Below are 24,148 nucleotides of genomic sequence, written 5' to 3'. Positions count from 1 at the left end.
GCGTGCAGGATCAGATGTCCCAGACCAGATTGACCGCGAAGTTGCGACCCGGCTGAGTCAGGCGATCAAGGTTGGCCGGGCTGAGGACCGAAGCCTCGCCGACGCCGTCGTAACCGCGCACGTCATCCCACAGCCAGTACTTTTTGTCGGTCAGGTTGTAGACCCCGGCGCTGACAGTCACGTCGTCCGTCACTTTGTAGAAACCGGTCAGGTCCAGCACGCCGAAGCCCGGCGATTTGAACTGGCTGCTGACGCCGTCCGGCGACTTGAATTTGGTGTCGTCGACGCGATCCTTCTTTTTCACCAGCGTCCAGCTGAGCAAACCACCGTAGTTGTCCTGGTCGTAACCGAGGCCGAACACACCGGTCAGCGGGTTGACGCTGTTGATCGGTTCGCCGTTGTCGTTGTTGCGACCGTAGGCATAGGCCACCGAGCCCTGGGTGTACAGACCTTGTGGCGCGCCGAAGACGTCGAGGTTCAGACGTCCCTTGACCTCTGCGCCCTTGATCGTGGCGCGCTTGATGTTGGCGCTCTGGAAGGTCAGCTCGTTATAACCGGGGGAGATGGCATCCTCTTCGATGAAGTCGCGGTACTTGTTGTAGAACACAGCCACATCGAAGGAGCCCGATTCGAATTGACCGCGCAGACCGGTTTCAAAACCTTTGCTGGTTTCCGGGTCGAGGTTCGGGTTGGGTTCCACGCGATAACCGGTGGTGGTGTTCTCGAAGCGCCCGTACAACGCCTTGGCGGTCGGTGTGCGGAAACCTTCGGCGTACTGGCCATACCAGGTGTACTGGTCAGTCAGGGCGTAGGTCAGGCCGAATTTCGGCGACACGCGATGCCAGGTTTTGGCGTCGTTGCTGACGGTGCCGCGGCCATCGGCAGCCACGGTGTTCAAGAACTCCTGGGTGATGTGCGGCTTGAGCTCGGTGTAGTCGTAGCGCAGCCCCGGCAGGAAGGTCCATTTGTCCCAGCTGATCTGATCCTGGGCGAACAGGCTGTAGGTGTTGACGGTCGGGTCGGGGAAGTCGCTGGATTTTTTCAGCACGTCTGCGGTGCTGACGGCGCCGAGGGTTCGGCAGGAGCCAAAGACCGCGAGGCAGGTGCCGTTGCCGCTGCGCGAACCGGTGACTTTCTGCTGTTTGATCGTGGTGCCGTAGGTCAGCAGGTGCTCGGTGTCGGCAAGACTGAAAGCCTTGTCCAGTTGCGCGTCAAACACCCACTGCTTTTCTTCATAAAGGGTTTCGCGGGTGCGCAGCACTTTGCGTGAGATCGGGTAGTAGAACTCTTCGGTGCTCTGGTCGGTCTTGGCGACCTGGTGGTTCACGCTCCACTTGACGTTGTCTGCCAGCAGACTGTCGAGGGCGAAGCTGTGTTCCAGGCCGAAACGCTCGCGGGTGACGGTGTCGTTACCGGTGCGCCACTGGTACATGCCGCCCGGCAGGATGCTGGTCGGAATCGCCGGCTGGCCTTTGTCGAACGGACCGCCGTAGGCGCTTTTCAGATCGGTGTCGCGGTCGTCCTTGTACTTTTCATACGTCAGGCCCAGGCGCGAATCTTCGTTGTAGTTCCAGCCGATCTTGGCCAGCACGTTGTAGGTACGCACGTCTTCAGGGTTGGCCGCAGTGCGCGCCAGGCCGGTGCCGTTGTTGTTGCCGTAGGATTCGGTTTCATGACCGTCGCGCTGGCTGTAATGCAGCAAGCCATCGAACTGATCAGCGCGGCCGGCCACCGTCGCGGACTTCAGCCAGCTCTCGTCGGCGGAGCTGTAGCCGGTTTTCAAGCGGGCACCGACGTCTTTGCCGGGTTTGATGATGTCGTCGGGGTCGAGGGTGAAATAACTGACCGCGCCGCCGATGGCGTTGCTGCCGTACAGCACCGAGGCCGGCCCGCGGAGGATTTCGACGCGTTTGATGATCTCCGGGTCGACGTAGTTGCGCTGGGTCTTGGCGTAGGGGCCGTTGAAGAAATCGTTGGGCACTTCGACGCCGTCGACCTGGGTCAGGATCCGGTCGCCGTCGATGCCGCGGATGTTGTAGCCGCTGATCCCACCGCGCTGGCCGGCACCACCGACCGAAACGCCCGGTTCGTAACGCACCAGGTTCTTGATGGTGTTGACGTTGTTGCGGTCCAGCTCTTCGCGGGTGTGAACGGTGACGGTGCCCGGCACGCTTTCCACGGTTTGTTCCTGGCGGGTGGCGCTGATGGTCACCTGTTGCAGGTTGAGGGCGCCGCTGCTCGGGCGCTTTTCCAGGACGATGTTGTTGTTGCCCAGTTTGCGATAGCTCAGGTTGGTCCCCACCAACAGGCGATCCAGGGCTTTCTCCGGTGACAAGGACCCGCGCACACCCGGCGAGGCCACGCCTTGCCCAAGTTCTGCCGGCAAGCCGACCTGCCAGCCCGTCACCGCGGTAAAGGCATTGAGTGCCGAGACCAGCGACTGTTGCGGGATCGCAAACGCGTAATCGCCCATGTTGCGCGTTGGTTGCTCGGCGGCGGTGGCGGCCATCAGCGGCGCGCTACCAGCCATGAGGATGGCGGCGGTCAGCAGCGAGAGCACGCGGGACGGTGAAGAGGAGTGGCGGGTAAGGCGAGAGGACATCGATAGCGCTCCGAGTCGCACGAATCTTTATAGGTGCTGATTGGCATATGAAGATGCGAATCAATTGCATTGGCTATAACGAGACGTACGAGCTTCAGCTATCGAGTAAAAATAATTCTCATTTAGTTCAGGATCACCAGCGCCGGATATTCCTGGAGCCGCGCCGAGGTGATGTGCGCCAGGGAGCGGACCACGTCCAGCGGCTGGTCGAGACGGTAATTGCCGGTCACGGCGACGTCGGCCAATTGCTCGTTGTTGTTGATGATCCAGCCTGGATAGTAGCGACGCAGCTCCGCCAGCACCTGGCTCATCGGGCAGTTTTCAAACACCAGTCGGCCCTGGACCCAGGCCAGGTCAGTCGCGGCGTCGAGCCTGGCCGGCCGGTCGAAACCGTTGGGGCCGATGCGGATGCTTTCGCCGGCAGACAGGCGAATCCGTGCGTCGTCGCGGGTCGCCCGCAAGTCGACATCGCCACGCTGCACTTGAACCTGCGTCACGCCATCGAGGTAGCGCACCGCAAACGCGGTGTCGTGCACGCTGGCCTTCACCGGTCCGGCGTCGATTTCCAGCGGCTGGCCGCGATGGGCCGGCACTTCGAAAAACGCTTCGCCCTGATAAAGACGGGCGACGCGCTGCTGATCGTTGATGGTGCTGGAAAACGCCGAGTTGGTATTGAGCAGGACTTTCGAGCCGTCCTCCAGTTGCAGGCGCTGACGCTCACCGACCACCGTCAGGTGATCGGCCTGGAGACGCAGGGGCAGGTTGCTGAAACTGAACAGGCCGAGGATCAACACGGCAGCAGTGGCCAACGGTTTCCAGTGCGGGCGCAGGCGCGACAACACGGTGACTTTGGGTGGCAGCGCGGCCAGGTGCTGCGCGCATTGCACGACTTGCGGGCCGTCCCAGATGGCCTGGGCCTTGGCGAACGCTTGGGCATGCAAAGGGTCGGCGTCCAGCCATGCCTGGAACTGGCGAGACTGTTCTTCGCTCGGACTGCCCAGCACGATCAGCCAGTCCAGGGCCTGGTCCATCGCACTTGCGGGGTCCCGCGCCGGTGAGGGCGGAGGGGAGCGGTGGGTGTCCGTCACGGTGTTTCCTCGGCAGTGTCTGTGCACGGCTGTTTTTTAGTGGAGCTTGAAAGTGGGCAAGGGTAGCAAAGCCTTGCTTGCTCAGTCGCCGTTTAACCGTTCGGCGACACCGATGCAGATAGCCATGATCAGCTTCAACTCCTTTTGCACCGTGCTCAATGACACGCCGAGCGTCTCGGAAATCTCCAGATAGCTGTGCCCGTGCAAGCGGCTGAGAATGAAAATCTGCTGCTGACGGGCGCTGAGTTCACTGAGGCTCACGTTCAAACGCTCCAGCAATTGTTTGGCATGGGCGGCGTCCTCGGCACTGCTGGCCGGCGCGGCAATGCTTTCCACCACGTCCATCGGCACGTCGTCGAGCATCGTCCGGGACTGAATGCGCCGCGCACGCAAATGGTCCAGCGCCAGGTTGCGGGCGGTCTGGAAAACAAAGGGTTCAAGGTGGTCGATGGCCCGTTCGCTGAGCGCACGGGTCACGCGCAGGTAGGTCTCCTGCAAGAGGTCTTCGGCGGTGCTGTGATTGTTGACCATCCGCTCCAGCGTGCGCAGCAGAGAGACGCGCTGGGCGATGAAGACGTGATTGAAGCGCGATTGACTCACGGGAGGACCTGATCCATTTCGATCAAATGATAATGCTTATCATCCGCCGTAGTGGTCAAGTCCTGATTTGTGAAGGTTTATGCGCGGCCCTGCAAATAGGTCGCGTAATCGGGGATGCGATGTGAATGCGCCTGATCCATCAACGGGCTGCTGAGCAGGTAGTCGGCGCTGCATTCATTGCAGGCAACGGGAATGTTCCAGACTGCCGCGACTCGCAGCAACGCCTTGATGTCCGGGTCGTGGGGTTGCGGTTCGAACGGGTCCCAGAAGAACACCAGCATGTCGACCCGCTGCTCGGCGATTTGCGCGCCGAGTTGTTGGTCGCCGCCCAAGGGACCGCTGATCATGCTTTCCACGGGCAGGTCGAGGCGTTGTTGCAATAACAAACCCGTGGTGCCGGTGGCGACCAGTTCATGTTGCGCGAGCTTGTCTTTGTGCCGCTCGGCCCAGTCCAGCAGGAACACCTTGCAGTGGTCGTGGGCGACCAGGGCGATGCGTTTGCGCGCGGCGACGGTTTTTTGCGTGAAGCTGATACCGATCATGGGATGTTCCGTAGGAAGGTTACCGACGATGGTGTTCATGAGGCCGCCATCGCCAGCAAGCCAGCTCCTACAGGGATCGGGTGCGCCGCAACCTTGTAGGAGCCAGGCTTGCCGGCGAAGGCGATTTGGAGGCCGCCATCGCTGGCAAGCCAGCTCCTACAGGGATTGGGTGCGCCGCAACCTTGTAGGAGCCGGCTTGCCGGCGATAGCGGTGTCACGAACGCCAACTTACTCGGCGTTGCACAGTGCCAGGCAGTTATCGAGCATGCGGTTGGAGAAGCCCCACTCGTTGTCGTACCAGGCCAGCACCTTCAGCAGCTTGCCGCTGGACTTGGTGTGGTTGGCGTCAAAGATCGACGACAGCGGGTTGTGGTTGAAGTCGCTGGAAACCAGCGGCAACGTGTTGTAGCCCAGAATCTTCGAATGCTGGCTGGCTTCCTTCAGCAGCGCATTCACTTCATCGGCCGACGCCTCGCGCTTCAGTTGCACGGTCAAGTCCACCAGCGACACGTTGATCACCGGCACACGCACGGCCATGCCGGTCAGTTTGCCCGCCAGTTCCGGCAGCACCAGGCCGACCGCTTCGGCCGCACCGGTCTTGCTCGGGATCATGTTCTGGGTGGCCGAACGCGCGCGGTACGGGTCGGTGTGGTAGACGTCGGTCAGGTTCTGATCGTTGGTGTAGGCGTGAATCGTGGTCATCAAACCACTTTCGATCCCCAGTTCGCGGTGCAGCACCTGGGCGACCGGGGCCAGGCAGTTGGTGGTGCACGACGCGTTGGAAATAATCTGGTGCGATTGGCGCAGAATGTCGTGGTTCACCCCATACACCACGGTGGCGTCGGCGCCTTTGGCCGGTGCAGAGATGATCACTTTGCGCGCGCCGGCCGTAATATGCGCGGCGGCTTTGGCCCGGTCGGTGAACAAACCGGTGCATTCGAACACGACATCAATCTTTTCTGCGGCCCAGGGCAGCTCGGCCGGGTTACGGATGGCGCTGACGGAAATCCGGTCGCCGTTGACGGTCAGGCTTTCCTGATCATGCTGGACATCGGCGTCGAACGTGCCGTGAACAGTGTCGTACTTGAGCAGATGAGCGTTCATCGCGCTGTCGCCCAGGTCATTGATTGCAACGATCTGCAAATCCTGACGGTAGCCTTGGGTATACAGTGCGCGAAGGACGTTGCGGCCGATACGGCCAAAACCATTGATTGCGATTCGAAGAGTCATTTAACAGGGCCGCCGTCGTTTTGTTGTTGGAATTACAAGATTATTCGCATAAAAATAGAAAACAAGCCTTTTTAGTGGCAATATTTTGTTCAATCTACAACGAGTGACCTGAATCAACTGGTCCGAATGATCAAGAAAGCCGTTTGTCATCCCATCAACAACGGCTCTTGTTCAGCATAGACAATCAGGTCGCCACATCCGTTAGCCTGGAGTTCTACACATGCATCCCCGCGTCCTTGAGGTCACCGAACGGCTTATCGCCCGCAGCCGCGCAACCCGCGAGGCTTACCTTGCGCTCATTCGCGGTGCGGCCAGCGACGGTCCGATGCGCGGCAAGCTGCAATGCGCCAACTTCGCCCATGGCGTGGCCGGTTGCGGCACCGAAGACAAGAACAGCCTGCGAATGATGAACTCCGCGAACATCGCGATTGTTTCGTCATATAACGACATGCTCTCGGCGCATCAGCCGTACGAAGTCTTTCCTGAACTGATCAAAAAAGCCCTGCGCGAAATCGGCTCCGTCGGCCAGTTCGCCGGCGGCACCCCGGCGATGTGCGATGGCGTGACCCAAGGCGAGCCGGGCATGGAACTGAGCCTGCCAAGTCGTGAAGTGATCGCGCTGTCCACCGCTGTTGCCCTTTCCCACAACATGTTCGATGGCGCGCTGATGCTCGGCATCTGCGACAAGATCGTGCCGGGCCTGATGATGGGCGCGTTGCGCTTCGGTCATCTGCCGATGATTTTCGTGCCGGGCGGGCCGATGGTCTCGGGCATTTCCAACAAGCAGAAAGCCGATGTGCGTCAGCGCTATGCCGAAGGCAAGGCCTCTCGCGAAGAGCTGCTGGAATCGGAAATGAACTCCTACCACAGCCCCGGCACCTGCACCTTCTACGGCACCGCCAACACCAACCAGTTGCTGATGGAAGTCATGGGCCTGCATTTGCCGGGCGCTTCTTTCGTCAACCCGAACACGCCGTTGCGCGATGCCCTGACCCGCGAAGCGGCGCATCAGGTCACGCGCCTGACCAAGCAGAATGGCAACTTCATGCCGATCGGCGAAATCGTCGATGAACGTTCGCTGGTCAACTCCATCGTGGCACTGAACGCCACCGGCGGTTCGACCAACCACACCTTGCACATGCCGGCCATCGCCATGGCCGCGGGCATTCAATTGACCTGGCAGGACATGGCAGACCTCTCCGAAGTCGTGCCGACCCTGAGCCACGTCTACCCGAACGGCAAAGCCGACATCAACCACTTCCAGGCGGCGGGCGGCATGTCGTTCCTGATCCGCGAACTGCTGGAAGCCGGCCTGCTCCACGAAAACGTCAACACGGTTCTTGGCCACGGCCTGAGCCGTTACACGAAGGAACCGTTCCTCGATAACGGTGAATTGGTCTGGCGCGAAGGCGTGACCGAGAGCCTCGACGAAACCATCCTGCGCCCAGTCGCTCGAGCGTTCTCGCCCGAGGGCGGCTTGCGCGTGATGGAAGGCAACCTCGGTCGTGGCGTGATGAAAGTCTCGGCGGTCGCCTTGGAAAACCAGATTGTCGAAGCACCGGCGATGGTGTTCCATGATCAGCAGGATCTGGCCGATGCGTTCAAGGCCGGTTTGCTGGAAAAGGACTTTGTCGCGGTGATGCGCTTCCAGGGCCCGCGCTCCAACGGCATGCCGGAACTGCACAAAATGACGCCGTTCCTTGGCGTGCTGCAGGATCGCGGCTTCAAAGTCGCGCTGGTGACTGACGGGCGCATGTCCGGCGCCTCGGGGAAAATCCCGGCGGCGATTCACGTCAGCCCCGAAGCTTATGTGGGCGGCGCTTTGGCGCGAGTCCAAGAGGGCGATATCATCCGCGTCGATGGCGTCAAAGGCACCCTGGAGCTTAAGGTGGACGCTGAAGAATTCGCAGCGCGCACGCCGGCCAAAGGCCTGTTGGGCAACAACATCGGCACCGGTCGCGAACTGTTTAGTTTCATGCGCATGGCCTTCAGCTCCGCAGAGCAGGGCGCCAGCGCCTTTACTTCTGCCCTGGAGACGCTTAATTGAAACTGGCTTTGGTCGGTGACATCGGTGGGACCAACGCACGTTTCGCGTTGTGGAAAAACCAGCAACTGGAATCGGTCCAGGTGCTGGCAACGGCAGATTTTCCCAGCCCGGAAGAGGCGATCAGCGTCTATCTGAACGGGCAGGGGCTGGCGCCGGGTTCGATTGGTTCCGTGTGTCTGTCAGTGGCCGGCCCGGTGAGCGGTGATGAATTCAAGTTCACCAACAATCACTGGCGCCTCAGCCGCAAGGCGTTCTGCCAGACCCTGCAAGTGGAGCAACTGCTGCTGGTCAACGACTTCTCGGCGATGGCGCTGGGCATGACCCGTTTGCAGCCGGGCGAATTCCGCGTGGTTTGCGAAGGCACGCCGGAACCGTTGCGCCCGGCGGTGGTGATTGGTCCGGGCACGGGGTTGGGCGTCGGTACTTTGCTCGATCTCGGCGAAGGGCGTTTTGCTGCATTGCCGGGCGAGGGCGGCCACGTCGATTTGCCGTTGAGCAGTCCGCGTGAAACTCAGTTGTGGCAGCACATCTTCAACGAGATTGGGCATGTCAGCGCGGAAACGGCGTTGAGTGGCAGCGGCTTGCCGCGCGTCTATCGGGCGATTTGCGCGGTGGACGGGCACACGCCTGTGCTCGAAACGCCGGAAGCGATCACCGCCGCCGGCCTGGCGGGTGATCCGATTGCGCTGGAAGTGCTGGAACAGTTCTGTTGCTGGCTCGGTCGCGTGGCGGGCAACAACGTGCTCACCACGGGGGCGCGCGGTGGTGTGTTTATCGTCGGTGGGGTGATCCCACGGTTTGCCGATTTCTTCCTCGAAAGCGGTTTTGCGCGGTGCTTTGCCGACAAGGGTTGCATGAGCGATTACTTCAAGGGGATTCCGGTGTGGCTGGTGACGGCGCCGTATTCCGGGTTGGTGGGTGCGGGTGTGGCGCTCGACCAGGCTTGAAATGCGACCATCTGTAGGAGCGAGCCTGCTCGCGAAAAACCTGAGAACGCCGCGGGGTGTCAGAAATGGCGCGTTATCGTTGACGTCCATCGCGAGCAAGCTTGCTCCTACAGTTTTTCTGCGGTGTTTGTAAGTTCGGTGCTTAAGGCATAATCCGCCCAATTCAAACAACAAGGACGCCGCCCCGTGAGCTCAGTCAACAAGTCGATTTTGTTGGTCGATGACGATCAAGAGATACGCGAGTTGCTGGACACCTACCTGACCCGCGCGGGTTTCCAGGTACGTACCACGCCCGACGGCGCCGGTTTCCGCCAGGCGTTGAACGATGCGCCGAGCGATCTGGTGATCCTCGACGTGATGCTGCCTGACGAAGACGGTTTCAGCCTCTGCCGCTGGATCCGCCAGCACCCGCGTCAGGCGCAAGTGCCGATCATCATGCTCACCGCCAGCTCCGACGAAGCCGACCGCGTCATCGGCCTGGAACTGGGTGCCGACGACTACCTTGGCAAACCCTTCAGCCCTCGTGAATTGCAGGCGCGGATCAAGGCCTTGTTGCGTCGTGCGCAATTCGGCCAGGAACGTTCCGGCAGTGAAGTGCTGGCCTTTGATGACTGGCGACTGGACATGGTCAGCCATCGGCTGTTCCACATCGATGGTGAAGAAGTGATTCTCTCCGGCGCTGATTTCGCCCTGCTGAAACTGTTCCTCGATCACCCCCAGGAAATCCTCGACCGCGACACCATCGGCAACGCCACCCGTGGCCGCGACCTGATGCCGCTGGACCGGATCGTCGACATGGCCGTCAGCCGTTTGCGCCAACGCCTGCGCGATACCGAAAAACCGCCGCGACTGATCCGCACTGTGCGCGGCAGCGGTTATCAGTTGGCGGCCAATGTGGTTGCCAGCAATGGTCACTGAGGTGTTGCGCAAGCTCGCGGCAAAGATTCCGGTCCCGCGTTCGCTGCTCGGGCGGATGCTGCTGCTGACATTGCTGGCCGTGTTGTTCGCGCAGACGTTGTCGAGCGTGATCTGGGTCTCGCAATTGCGTGCCACGCAGCTGGAAGGCCTGGTCACCAGCGCCCGCAGCCTTGCCCATTCGATGACCGCCAGTGTCAGTTACTTTCGCTCGTTGCCGGTGGCGTTCAGGCCGCTGGTGCTCGACCAGTTGCGCAGCATGGGCGGCACCCGTTTCGTGGTGACCCTCAACGACAAACCCTTGGGCATGGAAGTGCTGCCGATCACCCCGCGCAAAGAGGCGGTGCTCAAAGCCGTGGACGAAGTGCTGCGCCAGTCGCTCGGCCAGGACACCGATATCTCGGTGACCTTTGTCAGCCCTGAAGACCTGCGGATCTTCAACGGTGGCCTGAAACTGGATGAGCTGCCGCGTTCCTGGGCGCATTACGCACTGACCCTGGAGCCGGTGAATCCGCCGGTGCTGGTCACGCAAATCCAGATGGCACCGGGCGAGTGGCTGTACATCGCCTCGCTGTTGCCCGAGCCCTACACCAGCCTTGAAGAGCAAGGCCTGCCAGCGCAGCAAGTCTGGTTCATCGTCCTCACCAGCGGCTTTTTGCTGTTGTTCATCGGCTTGCTGGTGCATTGGCAGAGCCGGCCGCTCAAGCGTTTGGCACGGGCGGCGCGGGACATGTCCCTCGGGGCGGAAGTCGAGCCGGTGGCTGAAGGCGGCGGCAGTGAAGTGGTCGAAGTGGGGCGCGCCTTCAATGCGATGCGTGAACGTATCAGCCGTTACCTGACTGAACGCAGCCAGTTGTTCAGCGCGATTTCCCATGATTTGCGCACGCCGATTACCCGCTTGCGCCTGCGTGTCGAATTGCTGGAAGACGAAAAGCTGCAAGCCAAATTCGGTCGTGATCTCGATGAGCTGGAGCTGCTGGTCAAAGGCGCGCTGCAATGCGTGAAAGACACCGACATCCACGAAAACATCGAGCAGGTGGACCTCAATCATGTGCTCGATTGCCTGGTGGAGCCGTATCTGGCGCCTAACGGCAATGGTCGCGTGACCCAGCACGGCCGGGCGCTGGCGGCGTATCCGGGCAAACCGCTGGCGCTCAAGCGCTGCATCGGCAACCTGATCGACAACGCCTTGAAGTACGGGCAGAACGCGCACCTGCACATCGATGACGACGAGAACGCGTTTGTCCTGCATGTCGATGACGAAGGGCCGGGTGTGCCGGAGCAGCGGCTGGAGCAGGTGTTCGAGCCGCACTTTCGCCTGGCCGGGCAGCAGCAGGGTTATGGGTTGGGGTTGGGCATTGCGCGCAACATTGCTCATAGCCATGGCGGGGAAGTCAGCCTGCAAAACCTGCGTGAAGGCGGGTTGAGGGTGACACTCCAATTGCCTCGATCAATCGACTGACACACAACCTTGTAGGAGCCGGCTTGCTGGCGATAGCGGTGTGTCTGACACGCAGCGTTATCGTTGATCGCCAGCAAGCCGGCTCCTACAAAAGCAAATAGGCGCCACGCCCTGCAATTGTCACTGGTTGGTGACATAACTCGCCCCCTTCGTTACAAGCCCGCCACCGCCCGTTGTTTAGACTGCCCGCAGTCATAACAACAAAAAAGGCACCCCATGGACACCTTCCAACCCGCCTTCAGCAGTTGGCTGAACGCACCGGCCCATCAGCAATGGCTCGCCGCCGAAGGCTTGCGCCTGCTGGCATTCGCCAAGGCGTCGAAGCTCCCCGAGGGCTTCGGCAATCTCGACAAAAAGGGCTGTCTCCTGACCAACGCCCATGCCGAAACCATGAACACCGCGCGCATGACCCACAGCTTCGCCATGGCGCACATCCAGGGCTTGCCGGGTTTCGCCGAGCTGGTGGATCACGGCATCAATGCCCTTCGCGGGCCGTTGCGTGATGCCGAGCATGGCGGCTGGTTCGCCACCGCGCATCCCCTTGAAGAAAACACCGGCAAGGCCGCTTACCTGCACGCTTTCGTTGCCCTGGCCGCCAGTTCCGCCATGGTGGCGCGGCGTCCCGGCGCACAGGCCTTGCTCGATGACGCGATCCACATCATCGACACGTATTTCTGGAGCGAGGAGGAGGGCGCAATGCGCGAATCCTTCAATCGCGACTGGCGTGAAGAGGAAAGTTATCGCGGTGCCAACAGCAACATGCACGCCACCGAAGCCTTCCTCGCCCTGGCCGATGTCACGCAAGACAATCGCTGGTTGTGCCGCGCGCAACGGATCGTCGAGCGCGTGATTCATGGTCACGCCGCCGCCAACGATTACCTGGTGGTCGAACATTTCGACCGCGACTGGCAGCCGTTGCGCGACTACAACCACGACAACCCGGCCGACGGTTTCCGTCCTTACGGCACCACGCCGGGCCACGGCTTCGAATGGGCCCGGCTGTTGCTGCACCTCGAAGCTGCGCGAGTACAGGCCGGGATGCTGACGCCCGGTTGGCTCGCCAGCGACGCGCAAAAACTCTTCGAGCACAACTGCCGCCATGGCTGGGATGTCGATGGGCTACCCGGGATTGTCTACACCCTCGATTGGGATAACCGCGCGGTGGTTCGCCATCGCTTGCACTGGACCCATTGCGAAGCCAGCGCCGCCGCCAGCGCGCTGCTTAAACGCACGGGCGATGAGCGATATGAAACCTGGTACCGACTGTTCTGGGAATTTTGTGACAGTCATTTCATCGACCGCTGCGAGGGCAGTTGGTATCACGAGCTCGATCCGCAGAACCGTCCGAGCGCCGATATCTGGGCCGGCAAACCCGATCTCTATCACGCCTGGCAAGCCGTGTTGATTCCGCGCTTGCCGCTGGCACCGAGCATGGCCAGTGCCTTGGCGAGTCTGTCCCAGAGCGGTTCTATGTAACCATGCGGTGACATTCACGCGTCCCTTCGTTACCTGCGAGGGGATGACTCCTGTTTAAAATCCTATGCAGCGCAAGCACCAGACTTGCATGCATAACAACAAGAAAGGTACTACTAGATGAATGCGATTTCTCGCCTCGCTACTGTCATTTCTCTCGCGTCGCTGCTTCCGCTCAGTGCATTTCCCCTCAGTGGCCTTGCCGCCGATTCCAAAGGTTCGGTGGAAGTTGTTCACTGGTGGACGTCGGGTGGTGAAAAAGCAGCGGTCGATGTCCTCAAGGCTCAAGTCGAAAAAGACGGCTTCACCTGGAAGGACGGCGCAGTCGCCGGTGGTGGCGGTTCCACGGCCATGACCGTACTGAAAAGCCGCGCAGTCGCCGGTAACCCGCCGGGCGTTGCCCAGATCAAAGGCCCGGACATCCAGGAGTGGGGCAGCACAGGCCTGCTCAGCACCGACACCCTGAAAGACGTTTCCAAGTCCGAAGGCTGGGATAACCTGCTGATCAAGAAAGTTTCCGACACCGTCAAATACGAAGGCGATTACGTGGCCGTTCCGGTGAACATTCACCGTGTGAACTGGCTGTGGATCAACCCGGAAGTGTTCAAGAAAGCCGGGATCGACAAAGCCCCGACCACCCTCGAAGAATTCTACGCCGCCGGCGACAAGCTCAAAGCCGCCGGCTTCATCGCGCTCGCCCACGGTGGTCAGCCTTGGCAGGACAGCACCGTGTTTGAAGACGTGGTGCTCTCGGTCATGGGTGCCGATGGTTACAAGAAAGCGTTGGTAGACCTGGATCAGAAAACCCTGTCCGGGCCGGAAATGACCAAGTCGTTCACCGAGCTGAAAAAACTCACCGGCTACATGGACCCGAACCGCGCCGGTCGTGACTGGAACATCGCTGCCGCCGAGGTCATCAACGGCAAGGCCGGTATGCAGATGATGGGCGACTGGGCGAAAAGCGAATGGACGGCGGCGAAGAAAGTCGCCGGCAAGGACTACCAGTGCGTGCCGTTCCCGGGCACCGAAAAAGCCTTCACCTACAACATCGACTCGATGGCTGTATTCAAGTTGAAAGCTGATCGCAAGGGTGACATCGCCGCCCAGCAAGACCTGGCCAAGGTCGCTCTGGGTACCGATTTCCAGAAAGTCTTCAGCATCAACAAGGGTTCGATTCCGGTCCGTACCGACATGCTGAACGAGATGGACAAGCTCGGTTTCGACGCCTGCGCTCAAACCGCCGCCAAGGACTTCCTGGCGGACGAGAAGACCGGCGGCCTGCAACCAAGCATGGCGCACAACATGGCCACTTCCCTGGCCGTGCAAGGCGCGATCTTCGACGTGGTCACCAACTTCATGAACGACAAGGACGCTGACCCGGCCAAGGCCAGCGCCCAACTGGCATCGGCTGTCAAAGCCGCCCAGTAATCCCTGAGGCCGCAGGCTCGCCTGCGGCAATTTTCTGGGACCGTTCCCCTTGTAGGAGCGAGGCTTGCCCGCGAAAGCAGTCTGACATTCAACAGAGTTGTCGACAGTTACGCCGCCTTCGCGGGCAAGCCTCGCTCCTACAGATATTCACTTCTCCAATGGATTATCCCGATGAGCTCTGTGGCGGTTTTCAGCAAAGCCTCACCGTTCGATGCGCTGCAACGCTGGTTACCCAAGTTGGTACTCGCGCCAAGCATGCTCATCGTGTTGGTTGGTTTCTACGGTTACATCATTTGGACATTCATACTGTCCTTCACCAATTCCAGCTTCATGCCGAGCTACAAATGGGTCGGCCTGCAGCAATACATGCGCTTGATGGACAACGATCGCTGGTGGGTCGCGAGCAAGAACCTCGCGCTCTTCGGCGGCATGTTCATCGGCATCAGCCTGGTATTGGGCGTGTTCCTCGCGGTGCTGCTGGACCAGCGCATTCGCAAGGAAGGCTTCATTCGCACCGTTTACCTGTACCCGATGGCGCTGTCGATGATCGTCACCGGTACCGCCTGGAAATGGCTGCTCAACCCTGGCCTGGGCCTGGACAAAATGCTGCGTGACTGGGGCTGGGAAGGCTTCCGTCTCGACTGGCTGGTGGATCAGGATCGCGTGGTGTACTGCCTGGTGATCGCTGCCGTGTGGCAAGCCTCCGGGTTTGTGATGGCGATGTTCCTGGCCGGTCTGCGCGGTGTCGATCAGTCGATCATCCGTGCCGCGCAAGTCGACGGTGCGAGCCTGCCGACCATCTATTTGAAGATCGTCCTGCCGAGCCTTCGCCCGGTGTTTTTCAGCGCCTTCATGATCCTCGCGCACATCGCGATCAAGAGCTTCGACCTCGTGGCGGCGATGACGGCGGGCGGCCCTGGCTACTCGTCCGACCTGCCGGCGATGTTCATGTATTCCTTCACCTTCAGCCGTGGCCAGATGGGCATCGGTTCGGCCAGCGCCATGCTGATGCTCGGTGCCGTGCTGACCATCCTCGTGCCGTACCTGTACTCCGAGCTGCGAGGCAAACGCCATGACTAATCAACTCGGAAAACCGACGCTGAGTTTCAGCCGCATCGCGATTTACGCCACGCTTCTGCTGGCTGCTGCGGTGTACCTGATTCCGCTGATCGTTATGCTGCTGACCAGCTTCAAATCCCCGGAAGACATCCGTACCGGCAACCTGCTGAGCTGGCCGACCGTCATTGACGGCATCGGCTGGATCAAGGCCTGGGACGTGGTCGGCGGGTACTTCTGGAACTCGGTGAAAATCACCGTGCCGGCGGTTTTTATCTCGACCTTCATCGGTGCCATGAACGGCTACGTGCTGTCGATGTGGCGCTTCCGTGGCTCGCAGTTGTTCTTCGGCCTGTTGCTGTTCGGCTGCTTCCTGCCGTTCCAGACCGTGCTGCTGCCGGCGTCGTTCACCCTCGGCAAGTTCGGCCTGGCCAACACCACCACCGGTCTGGTGCTGGTGCACGTGGTCTACGGGCTGGCGTTCACCACGCTGTTCTTCCGTAACTACTACGTGAGCATTCCGGATGCGCTGGTCAAGGCTGCACGCCTGGACGGCGCAGGCTTCTTCACGATTTTCTGGAAGATCCTGCTGCCGATGTCGATCCCGATCGTGATGGTCTGTCTGATCTGGCAGTTCACCCAGATCTGGAATGACTTCCTGTTCGGCGTGGTCTTCGCCAGTGGCGATGCCCAGCCAATTACCGTGGCCCTGAACAACCTGGTCAACACCAGCACCGGGGCCAAGGAATACAACGTTGATATGGCCGCCGCGATGATCGCCGGGCTGCCGACACTGCTGGTCTACATATTCGCTGGCAAGTATTTCCTGCGTGGGCTGACGTCCGGCGCGGTCAAGGGGTAGAAACATGGCAACTCTCGAATTACGCAACGTCAACAAGACCTACGGCGCCGGTTTGCCGGACACCCTGAAAAACATCGAACTGAAGATCGATGACGGGGAATTCCTGATCCTGGTCGGCCCGTCGGGCTGCGGTAAATCCACGCTGATGAACTGCATCGCCGGCCTGGAAACCATCAGCGGCGGCGCGATCCTGGTGGATGACGCCGACATCAGCGGCATGAGCCCCAAGGATCGCGACATCGCCATGGTGTTCCAGTCCTACGCGCTGTACCCGACCATGAGCGTGCGCGACAACATCGCCTTCGGCCTGAAGATTCGCAAAATGCCCGCCGCCGAAATCGACGAAGAAGTCACTCGCGTCTCCAAGCTGCTGCAGATCGAACACCTGCTGAGCCGCAAACCCGGCCAGCTTTCCGGCGGTCAGCAACAGCGTGTGGCGATGGGCCGTGCTCTGGCGCGGCGGCCGAAGATTTATCTGTTCGACGAACCGTTGTCCAACCTCGACGCCAAGCTGCGCGTCGAGATGCGCACCGAAATGAAACTGATGCACCAGCGCCTGAAAACCACCACGGTCTACGTGACTCACGACCAGATCGAAGCGATGACGCTGGGCGACAAAGTGGCGGTGATGAAGGACGGGATCATTCAGCAGTTCGGCACGCCGAAAGACATCTACAACAACCCGGCCAACCTGTTCGTGGCGAGCTTCATCGGGTCGCCGCCGATGAACTTCATTCCCCTGCGTTTGCAACGCAAGGACGGTCGTCTGTTGGCGCTGCTCGACAGCGGTCAGGCGCGCTGCGAATTGCCGTTGGGCATGCAGGACGCCGGTCTGGAAGATCGCGAAGTGATCCTCGGCATGCGCCCTGAGCAGATCGTGCTGGCGGGCAGCGAGCCGAATGGTTTGCCGACCATTCGCGCCGAAGTGCAGGTCACCGAACCGACCGGTCCGGACACGCTGGTGTTCGTCAATCTCAACGACACCAAAGTCTGCTGCCGCCTGGCACCGGACGTTGCGCCGGCCGTGGGCGAGACCCTGACCTTGCAATTCGATCCATCGAAAGTGCTGCTGTTCGATGCCAAGACCGGGGAGCGCCTGGGGGTGGCCGGTCTGCCAAAAACCGAAGTTCACAGCGCCAACGTAACCCAGTTCAAAAACCGCTGAAGATCAAAAACTGTAGGAGCCAGGCTTGCCGGCGAAAGCGATTTCAGTGACGCCTTCGCCGGCAAGCCTGGCTCCTACAGGGGGGATATGCGGCGGATGGCCTGTCATCCGCCGCAACCGATGTAACCGCGTTAGATAAAAACAGTTAATAACAATAAAACGAGGATGTAGGGATGAAGAAGAACAACAACGCTCAGCTTATCTGCCAGTTGTCGGCAATTGCGGCAATGATGCTGGCCGGTAGTGTGCACGCGGCTGACGCGTTCAGCGCCGATTCAGAATGGATGACCGGTGATTGGGGTGGTGAGCGGACCAAGCTGATCGAGCAAGGCATCGACATCAAGATGGACTACGTCGGTGAAGTGGGCAGCAACCTTCACGGCGGCTTCAACGACGACAAGACAGCGCGTTATGCCGACCAGTTTGGTTTGGGCGTGGCACTGGACCTGCAAAAACTGTGGGGCTGGGATAACACCCAGGCGAAGATCCAGCTGACCAACCGTAACGGCGAAAACATCTCCAATGACCGTGTCGGCGACCCGCGTGCCGGCACCTTGAGTTCCTCCCAGGAAGTCTACGGTCGCGGCCATATGGTCCGTCTGACCCAGTTGTGGATCAAGCACCAGTTCCTCGACGGCAAACTGGACGTCAAGGCCGGTTACTTCGGTGAAGGCGAAGACTTCAACACCTTCCCTTGCGAGTTCCAGAACCTGGCGTTCTGCGGTTCCCAGGTGGGTAACTGGGCGACCAACATCTGGTACAACTGGCCGATCAGCCAGGCCGCGATCCGCGTGAAGTACAACATCTCGCCTGAGTTCTATGCGCAGATCGGCGCGTACAACCAGAACCCGACTCAACTGGAGCACGGTAACGGCTTCAAGCTCAGCGGCAGTGGTACAGAGGGCACCGTGTTGCCGGTGGAGCTGGTCTGGTTGCCTAACCCTAACAACCTGCCGGGCGAATACCGTGTCGGTTACTACAAAAGCACGGCCGATGCCGATGACGTTCGTGAAGACGACAACGGTGCTGATGCAGCCACCAGCGGCAACGCTTACCGCAGCCACAGCAGCAAGTCCGGCTACTGGTTCGTGGCGCAGCAACAGCTGACCGACCACAACGGTGACAAGAGCCGCGGCCTGACCGTTTCGGCCAACGCCACGTTCCACGACAAGGACACCAACTTCGTCGACAACTACCAGTCGTTGATGTTTGTGTACAAAGGCCCGTTCGATGCTCGTCCGAAAGATGACGTCGGTATCGGTTTCGCGCGTATCCATGTCAACGATGACGTGAAGAAAAACGCCGAGCTGGTCAACGCCGCCAACAATGTCACGGACTACAACGATCCACGGTTCTCGCCACTGCGTACCACCGAGTACAACTACGAGATCAACTACGGCTTCCACGTTACCAACTGGCTGACCGTGCGTCCTAACCTGCAATACATCACTCACCCGGGCGGTGTGGATGAAGTCGATAACGCGCTGGTCGCCGGCCTGAAAATTCAGTCGGTGTTCTAACGCTGTTGCGATAAGCTCCTCTCTATGTGCGCATTTTTGCGGACAGCCCAGGCTGTCCGCTTTTTTTTGGGGGGCGGCACACCCCGGTGACAGCTGATTTTCAGGACCGTGGCACATGCATGAGCATCCGCTACAACGCTTCTTCAAATCCTTGCGCGAACGTCCGGTGTTTGCGTGGGAGCGCTATCAGATGCGCGACGTTTTGGTGATCGATCACCCGCTGTGTCAGGCGGTGTTCAGTCGTCAGGGCGCGCAGTTGCTGCACTTTCAGCCCAAGGGCCAGAAGCCCTGGCTCTGGTGCGCGGCGAAGTGGCCGCATGTCGGTGCGATTCGCGGCGGCGTGCCGGTGTGCTGGCCGTGGTATGGCCGCCATCCGAGCGAAAACGCCTGGCCGTCCCATGGCTGGGCGCGCTTGCTGGACTGGAAGCTGCTCGACAGCAGTCACGACGATGACGGCGTGCGCCTGCACTGGCAATTGCAGTTGTGCGACTGGCAAGTGGACCTGCATGCGCACCTTGGCGAACGCATGGAGCTGCGCCTGAGTACCGAGCATCAGGACAGCCTGCCGTGCCAATTGAGCCAGGCATTGCACGCCTATTGGCGTATTGGTGATGTCGGTGAGATAGCGCTGTCTGGGCTCGACGGGGCGCAAGGTTACGACCAGTTGAACCGCCAGGTTTGTCAGCAGGAAGGCGAGTTGCGGGTAGAAGGTGGCTGTCAGCGGGTGTTCCAGCATGACGGCGAATTGCAGCTCAAGGACCACGCCTGGCAGCGGCAATTGTGCATCGATACCGGGGATGATGCGGACACGGTGGTCTGGCACCCGGGGACGCGTCCGCTATTGGGCGTGAGCTGGAACGAGATTTCCGAGTTTGTCTGTGTGGAAGCGGCGAGCGGCGGGACTGATAGCCTGAGTCTGGCGCCGGGACAGAAAGCGCATTTGAGTTTGCAGGCGCGGGTGGGGGTTTAGCTCAAGATCTGTAGTGCTGCGACTGGCCCCTTCGCGAGCAGGCTCGCTCCCACAGTTGGAATGCATTCCCCTGTGGGAGCGAGCCTGCTCGCGAAAGCGGCCTATCAGGCAATAAAAATTTCAGACCCGATTAATTAAACTCATCCCCAATCGGATACCGGCTCGCATTCAAACTCTCTTTGATCTTGCGCAAATGCGGCTGGAAATCCACGCCACGGCGCAACGTCATGCCGGTCGCCAGCACGTCCAGCACGGTGAGCTGAATGATCCGCGAAGTCATCGGCATGTAGATGTCGGTGTCTTCCGGCAGCGGAATGTTCAGGCTCAAGGTACTGGCCTTGGCCAGCGGCGAACCTTCAGCGGTCAAGCCGAGCACCGATGCACCGTTTTCCCGGGCGATACGCGCCACTTCCACCAGCTCGCGGGTGCGGCCGGTGTAGGAAATGATCACAAACAACTCGCCGGTGTGAGCCACCGACGCAATCATGCGCTGCATCAGCACGTCCGCATGGGCGGTGACGGCCAGGTTGAAGCGGAAGAATTTGTGCTGCGCATCCAGCGCCACCGGGGCTGAGGCGCCGAGGCCGAAGAAGTGGATCTGCCGGGCCTGGATCAGCAAGTCGACGGCGCGGCTGATCAGGTTCGGGTCCAGCGCCTGCAAGGCACTGTCCAGCGACGCGATGGCGCTGCCGAAAATCTTCTTGGTATAGGCTTCCGGATTGTCGTCGGCCTCGACCGCGCGGCTGACATACGCCGCGCCACTGGCCAGGCTCTGGGCGAGCTGAAGCTTGAGTTCCGGGTAGCCGCTGACGCCGAACGAGCGGCAGAAACGGTTGACCGTCGGCTCGCTGACCTTGGAGGCCTGGGCGAGGGCGGCGATGCTGAACCGGGTGGCCTGCTGTGGGTTGAGCAGGATCACTTCGGCGACTTTGCGTTCCGCCTTGTTCAGGTCTTCAAGGCGATTCTGGATCTGTTCCAGTAAATTTCGCACGCGGTCCATATGATTTCCTTGGTGCACCTACAAGAGTGCACTGCGATGCAAATAAGGGTGTTGCTATGCAAATTGGGCCTTTGATAGGGCCCCAAGCGGTGGCCTATCCTACTGATGGCACCAACCGACCACCACTCGGAATCTGTATTTTGCGAAAATGTTGTGGTTATTACTACATTTTCTCTTGAGCGATGCCTTGAAAAAAGGTATTTGTAGCTTAACTTGATAAAAGAACAAACATCATGCCTTCGATTACGGTTGAACCGTGCACCTTTGCCTTGTTCGGCGCGCTTGGCGATCTGGCCCTGCGCAAGCTGTTTCCTGCCCTCTATCAACTCGATGGCGCAGGCCTGCTGCATGAGGACACGCGCATCATCGCGCTGGCCCGTGAGCCCGGTAGCGAACAGGAGCATCTGGCGTTCATCGCGTCCGAGCTGCGCCGCTACGTCGGTGCCAAAGAGCTGGACGAGGCGGTGGTCGAGCGCTTCCTGTCTCGTTTGAGCTACCTGCACGTCGATTTCCTCAAGGCTGACGATTACCTCGCCCTGGCCGAACTGGCCGGCAGCGCCCAGCGGGTGATTGCCTATTTCGCCACGCCGGCCGCCGTTTATGGCGCAATCTGCGAGAACCTGGCGAAGGTCGGTCTGGCCGAGAACACCCGCGTAGTGCTGGAAAAGCCGATCGGTTCGGACCTCGAATCCTCGCGCAAGGTCAACGACGCCGTGGCGCAGTTCTTCCCGGAGAACCGCACCTACCGCATCGACCACTACTTGGGCAAAGAGACCGTTCAAAACCTCATCGCCCTGCGTTTCGCCAACAGCCTGTTCGAAACCCAGTGGAACCAGAATTACATTTCCCACGTGGAAATCACCGTGGCCGAGAAGGTCGGGATCGAAGGCCGCTGGGGCTACTTCGACAAGGCCGGTCAGCTGCGGGACATGATCCAGAATCACCTGCTGCAGCTGCTCTGCCTGATCGCCATGGACCCGCCGGCCGACCTGTCCGCCGACAGCATCCGTGACGAGAAAGTCAAAGTGCTCAAGGCGCTGGCGCCGATCAGCCCGGAAGGCCTGACCACGCAAGTGGTGCGCGGCCAGTACATCGCCGGTTACAGCGAAGGCAAATCAGTTCCCGGCTACCTGGAAGAACCGAATTCCAACACCCAGAGCGACACCGAAACCTTCGTCGCCCTGCGTGCCGACATCCGCAACTGGCGTTGGGCCGGCGTGCCGTTCTACCTGCGTACCGGCAAACGCATGCCGCAAAAGCTGTCGCAGATCGTCATCCACTTCAAGGAACCGTCGCACTACATCTTCGCCCCGGAGCAGCGCCTGCAGATCAGCAACAAGCTGATTATCCGCCTGCAACCGGACGAAGGCATTTCCTTGCGTGTGATGACCAAAGAACAAGGCCTGGACAAGGGTATGCAGCTGCGCAGCGGTCCGTTGCAGCTGAATTTTTCCGACACCTGGCGCAGCGCACGGATCCCCGATGCCTACGAGCGGTTGTTGCTGGAAGTGATGCGTGGCAATCAGAACCTGTTTGTCCGTAAAGATGAAATCGAAGCCGCGTGGAAGTGGTGTGACCAGTTGATCGCCGGGTGGAAAAAATCCGGTGATGCGCCCAAGCCGTACGCGGCCGGGTCCTGGGGACCAATGAGCTCCATTGCTCTGATCACGCGGGACGGGAGGTCGTGGTATGGCGATATCTAATTTGCAATTGCCGCAGGGCGTCAGCGCCCATGCGTTCAAAAGCCCGGTGCTGCTGGCCGAAGGCCTGGCACTGCAAGTGGCCAGGCAGCTGAGCGAGGCGATCGATGCTCGAGGCACGGCCACGCTGGTGGTGTCCGGCGGGCGCAGTCCGGTGGCGTTTTTCCAGCACCTGGCCAAGCAGACGCTGGACTGGTCGAACGTGGTGGTCAGCCTGGCGGACGAGCGCTGGGTGCCGGTTGAACATGCCGACAGCAATGCCGGTCTGCTCAAGCGTTACCTGTTGCAAGGCCCGGCGGCCAAGGCTCAGTTCCTGAGCCTGTACAGCGCCACCGCGAACCTGGAGCAAGCGGCCGAACAGGCTGATCGCCTGCTCGCCGAGCTGCCGACGATTGACGTGTTGGTGCTGGGCATGGGCGATGACGGCCACACCGCGTCGCTGTTCCCGAACAGCCCGAACCTGGCCGATGCCTTGAAAACCGACGGCAAGCGTCGTTGCTACCCGATGCTGGCGCCAACCGTGCCGCATCAGCGCCTGACCATGAGTCGTGCGCTGCTGGCCTCGGCCAAACACAAGATTCTGTCGATTTCCGGTCAGTCCAAGCTGACCACCCTGAGTTTCGCGCTGGCCGGTGACGATGTCGCCGAAATGCCGATCCGCGCGTTTCTGCAACCCACGTTAGAGATTTACTGGTGCCCATGAGCCAAGGAACAGCCGCTATGACAACCCCATCCCCGACCGTTTCCATGGCGGACAAAGTTGCCCTGATCGACAGCCTCTGCGCCAAGGCGCGGATTCTGCCGGTGATCACCATCGCTCGCGAACAGGACGTGCTGCCATTGGCCGACGCCCTGGCCGCCGGTGGTCTTACAGCCCTGGAAGTGACCCTGCGTTCGCAGTTCGGCCTCAAGGCCATCCAGATCCTGCGCGAGCAGCGTCCGGAACTGGTGACCGGTGCCGGCACCGTGCTCGATCGCCAGATGCTGGCCGCTGCCGAAGCCGCCGGTTCGCAATTCATCGTGACGCCGGGCATCACCCGTGACCTGCTCGAAGCCAGTGTCGCCAGCCCGATTCCACTGCTGCCAGGCATCAGCAACGCCTCGGGCATCATGGAAGGCTACGGTCTGGGCTATCGCCGCTTCAAGCTGTTCCCGGCGGAAGTCAGCGGCGGCGTTGCGGCAATCAAAGCCTTGGGCGGCCCGTTCGGCGAAGTGAAATTCTGCCCGACTGGCGGCGTCGGCCCGGCCAATATCAAGAGCTACATGGCGTTGAAAAACGTGATGTGCGTGGGCGGTAGCTGGATGCTTGATCCGGAGTGGATCAAGAACGGCGACTGGGCCCGCATTCAGGAATGCACCGCCGAGGCCTTGGCGCTGCTGGACTGACCTGCTTTTACCCAACACTTCGTTGTGTGTTCTACGGCTTTACGGTGCGCTTGGTCGGTGCACCGTTTTTTTTTGCCCAACGAAAAACCTGATCCTGTAGGAGCGAGGCTTGCCCGCGAAGGCGTCAGCCCAGTCACTGGCTCTTATACACATCT

General features: G+C 60.4%; 20 protein-coding genes. 14 read left to right on the top strand and 6 right to left on the bottom strand.

Annotated features, from left to right (window positions below; all coding sequences use genetic code 11):
- Positions 1-10: 10 nt before the first annotated feature.
- From KGB24_RS21305 to gap, 5 genes are all read right to left on the bottom strand, one after another.
- The gene (locus KGB24_RS21305) at positions 11-2,602 is read right to left on the bottom strand and encodes a TonB-dependent receptor (RefSeq protein ID WP_223416392.1); all 2,592 of its coding nucleotides are present in this window, start codon (positions 2,600-2,602) and stop codon (positions 11-13) included.
- Between the two features lie 122 nt (positions 2,603-2,724).
- Entirely contained in the window at positions 2,725-3,690 is a 966-nt protein-coding gene (locus KGB24_RS21300) for a FecR family protein (RefSeq protein ID WP_223416391.1), read from the bottom strand.
- A gap of 81 nt (positions 3,691-3,771) precedes the next feature.
- Complete coding sequence (locus KGB24_RS21295) at positions 3,772-4,290, bottom strand: RNA polymerase sigma factor (protein ID WP_223416390.1); 519 nt, start codon at positions 4,288-4,290, stop codon at positions 3,772-3,774.
- Between the two features lie 77 nt (positions 4,291-4,367).
- Complete coding sequence (locus tag KGB24_RS21290; RefSeq protein ID WP_223416389.1) at positions 4,368-4,832, bottom strand: methylglyoxal synthase; 465 nt, start codon at positions 4,830-4,832, stop codon at positions 4,368-4,370.
- A 228-nt stretch (positions 4,833-5,060) separates the two neighbouring features.
- Positions 5,061-6,062, bottom strand: a complete 1,002-nt coding sequence (gap, locus tag KGB24_RS21285) for a type I glyceraldehyde-3-phosphate dehydrogenase (RefSeq protein WP_008031008.1) — start codon at positions 6,060-6,062, stop codon at positions 5,061-5,063.
- 220 nt (positions 6,063-6,282) lie between these two features.
- Here gap and edd point away from each other — a divergent pair, with 220 nt between their 5' ends.
- The 11 genes from edd to KGB24_RS21225 all read left to right on the top strand — a co-directional run bounded on the left by edd (position 6,283) and on the right by KGB24_RS21225 (position 19,907).
- Positions 6,283-8,109, top strand: coding sequence for a phosphogluconate dehydratase (edd, locus tag KGB24_RS21280; RefSeq protein ID WP_223416388.1), 1,827 nt, complete (start codon positions 6,283-6,285; stop codon positions 8,107-8,109).
- Positions 8,106-9,056 carry a glucokinase gene (locus KGB24_RS21275; RefSeq protein ID WP_008031013.1) on the top strand — a complete coding sequence of 317 codons (951 nt, stop codon included), beginning with the start codon at positions 8,106-8,108 and terminating at the stop codon, positions 9,054-9,056. Before edd ends, KGB24_RS21275 begins: the two co-directional genes overlap by 4 nt.
- 186 nt (positions 9,057-9,242) lie before the next feature.
- Positions 9,243-9,974, top strand: a complete 732-nt coding sequence (locus KGB24_RS21265; protein ID WP_008031015.1) for a response regulator — start codon at positions 9,243-9,245, stop codon at positions 9,972-9,974.
- Positions 9,964-11,433: an ATP-binding protein gene (locus KGB24_RS21260; protein WP_223416394.1), complete on the top strand. Its 1,470-nt coding sequence runs from the start codon at positions 9,964-9,966 to the stop codon at positions 11,431-11,433. The genes KGB24_RS21265 and KGB24_RS21260 overlap by 11 nt, the downstream gene beginning before the upstream one ends.
- 216 nt (positions 11,434-11,649) lie before the next feature.
- Entirely contained in the window at positions 11,650-12,909 is a 1,260-nt protein-coding gene (locus KGB24_RS21255) for an AGE family epimerase/isomerase (protein ID WP_223416387.1), read from the top strand.
- Positions 12,910-13,026: 117 nt separating this feature from the next.
- A complete protein-coding gene (locus tag KGB24_RS21250) occupies positions 13,027-14,334 on the top strand; it encodes an ABC transporter substrate-binding protein (protein WP_008032967.1) in 1,308 nt (435 codons plus the stop codon).
- 171 nt (positions 14,335-14,505) lie between these two features.
- Positions 14,506-15,414 (top strand): carbohydrate ABC transporter permease, encoded by a 909-nt coding sequence (locus tag KGB24_RS21245; protein ID WP_008032969.1) that lies wholly within the window; start codon positions 14,506-14,508, stop codon positions 15,412-15,414.
- Positions 15,407-16,252: a carbohydrate ABC transporter permease gene (locus KGB24_RS21240; RefSeq protein ID WP_008032971.1), complete on the top strand. Its 846-nt coding sequence runs from the start codon at positions 15,407-15,409 to the stop codon at positions 16,250-16,252. Before KGB24_RS21245 ends, KGB24_RS21240 begins: the two co-directional genes overlap by 8 nt.
- 4 nt (positions 16,253-16,256) lie before the next feature.
- Entirely contained in the window at positions 16,257-17,417 is a 1,161-nt protein-coding gene (locus KGB24_RS21235) for an ABC transporter ATP-binding protein (protein WP_223416386.1), read from the top strand.
- Positions 17,418-17,590: 173 nt separating this feature from the next.
- Positions 17,591-18,937 (top strand): carbohydrate porin, encoded by a 1,347-nt coding sequence (locus KGB24_RS21230; RefSeq protein ID WP_008032973.1) that lies wholly within the window; start codon positions 17,591-17,593, stop codon positions 18,935-18,937.
- Between the two features lie 115 nt (positions 18,938-19,052).
- Positions 19,053-19,907: a D-hexose-6-phosphate mutarotase gene (locus tag KGB24_RS21225; protein WP_223416385.1), complete on the top strand. Its 855-nt coding sequence runs from the start codon at positions 19,053-19,055 to the stop codon at positions 19,905-19,907.
- A gap of 130 nt (positions 19,908-20,037) precedes the next feature.
- Here the strand turns inward: KGB24_RS21225 and KGB24_RS21220 are convergent, their stop codons facing one another.
- Positions 20,038-20,898 carry a MurR/RpiR family transcriptional regulator gene (locus KGB24_RS21220; protein WP_177318169.1) on the bottom strand — a complete coding sequence of 287 codons (861 nt, stop codon included), beginning with the start codon at positions 20,896-20,898 and terminating at the stop codon, positions 20,038-20,040.
- Between the two features lie 242 nt (positions 20,899-21,140).
- On the opposite strand from KGB24_RS21220, the gene zwf reads away from it, so the two are divergent.
- Genes zwf through KGB24_RS21205 form a run of 3 tightly spaced genes read left to right on the top strand, consistent with a single transcriptional unit; the run spans position 21,141 to position 23,993 of the window.
- The gene (gene zwf, locus KGB24_RS21215) at positions 21,141-22,610 is read left to right on the top strand and encodes a glucose-6-phosphate dehydrogenase (RefSeq protein ID WP_008032976.1); all 1,470 of its coding nucleotides are present in this window, start codon (positions 21,141-21,143) and stop codon (positions 22,608-22,610) included.
- Positions 22,597-23,310 carry a 6-phosphogluconolactonase gene (gene pgl, locus KGB24_RS21210; protein WP_008038595.1) on the top strand — a complete coding sequence of 238 codons (714 nt, stop codon included), beginning with the start codon at positions 22,597-22,599 and terminating at the stop codon, positions 23,308-23,310. Before zwf ends, pgl begins: the two co-directional genes overlap by 14 nt.
- A 17-nt stretch (positions 23,311-23,327) precedes the next feature.
- Positions 23,328-23,993, top strand: coding sequence for a bifunctional 4-hydroxy-2-oxoglutarate aldolase/2-dehydro-3-deoxy-phosphogluconate aldolase (locus KGB24_RS21205; protein WP_008032978.1), 666 nt, complete (start codon positions 23,328-23,330; stop codon positions 23,991-23,993).
- The last annotated feature ends 155 nt before the right edge of the window (positions 23,994-24,148 follow it).

Source organism: Pseudomonas sp. BF-RE-25, assembly GCF_019956105.1.
Taxonomy (GTDB): domain Bacteria; phylum Pseudomonadota; class Gammaproteobacteria; order Pseudomonadales; family Pseudomonadaceae; genus Aquipseudomonas; species Aquipseudomonas migulae.
The sequence above is the reverse complement of the archived record's forward strand: the minus strand, read 5'-3'. Positions and strand labels throughout refer to the sequence as shown.

Bases quoted from the DNA above. Each gene is read 5' to 3' on its own strand.
- KGB24_RS21255 (WP_223416387.1), top strand. From the start codon at position 11,650: ATGGACACCTTCCAACCCGCCTTCAGCAGTTGGCTGAACGCACCGGCC.
- edd (WP_223416388.1), top strand. From the start codon at position 6,283: ATGCATCCCCGCGTCCTTGAGGTCACCGAACGGCTTATCGCCCGCAGC.
- KGB24_RS21245 (WP_008032969.1), top strand. From the start codon at position 14,506: ATGAGCTCTGTGGCGGTTTTCAGCAAAGCCTCACCGTTCGATGCGCTG.
- KGB24_RS21290 (WP_223416389.1), bottom strand. From the start codon at position 4,832: ATGATCGGTATCAGCTTCACGCAAAAAACCGTCGCCGCGCGCAAACGC.
- KGB24_RS21205 (WP_008032978.1), top strand. From the start codon at position 23,328: ATGACAACCCCATCCCCGACCGTTTCCATGGCGGACAAAGTTGCCCTG.
- KGB24_RS21250 (WP_008032967.1), top strand. From the start codon at position 13,027: ATGAATGCGATTTCTCGCCTCGCTACTGTCATTTCTCTCGCGTCGCTG.
- KGB24_RS21305 (WP_223416392.1), bottom strand. From the start codon at position 2,602: ATGTCCTCTCGCCTTACCCGCCACTCCTCTTCACCGTCCCGCGTGCTC.
- KGB24_RS21235 (WP_223416386.1), top strand. From the start codon at position 16,257: ATGGCAACTCTCGAATTACGCAACGTCAACAAGACCTACGGCGCCGGT.
- KGB24_RS21260 (WP_223416394.1), top strand. From the start codon at position 9,964: ATGGTCACTGAGGTGTTGCGCAAGCTCGCGGCAAAGATTCCGGTCCCG.
- KGB24_RS21240 (WP_008032971.1), top strand. From the start codon at position 15,407: ATGACTAATCAACTCGGAAAACCGACGCTGAGTTTCAGCCGCATCGCG.
- zwf (WP_008032976.1), top strand. From the start codon at position 21,141: ATGCCTTCGATTACGGTTGAACCGTGCACCTTTGCCTTGTTCGGCGCG.
- gap (WP_008031008.1), bottom strand. From the start codon at position 6,062: ATGACTCTTCGAATCGCAATCAATGGTTTTGGCCGTATCGGCCGCAAC.
- pgl (WP_008038595.1), top strand. From the start codon at position 22,597: ATGGCGATATCTAATTTGCAATTGCCGCAGGGCGTCAGCGCCCATGCG.
- KGB24_RS21230 (WP_008032973.1), top strand. From the start codon at position 17,591: ATGAAGAAGAACAACAACGCTCAGCTTATCTGCCAGTTGTCGGCAATT.
- KGB24_RS21225 (WP_223416385.1), top strand. From the start codon at position 19,053: ATGCATGAGCATCCGCTACAACGCTTCTTCAAATCCTTGCGCGAACGT.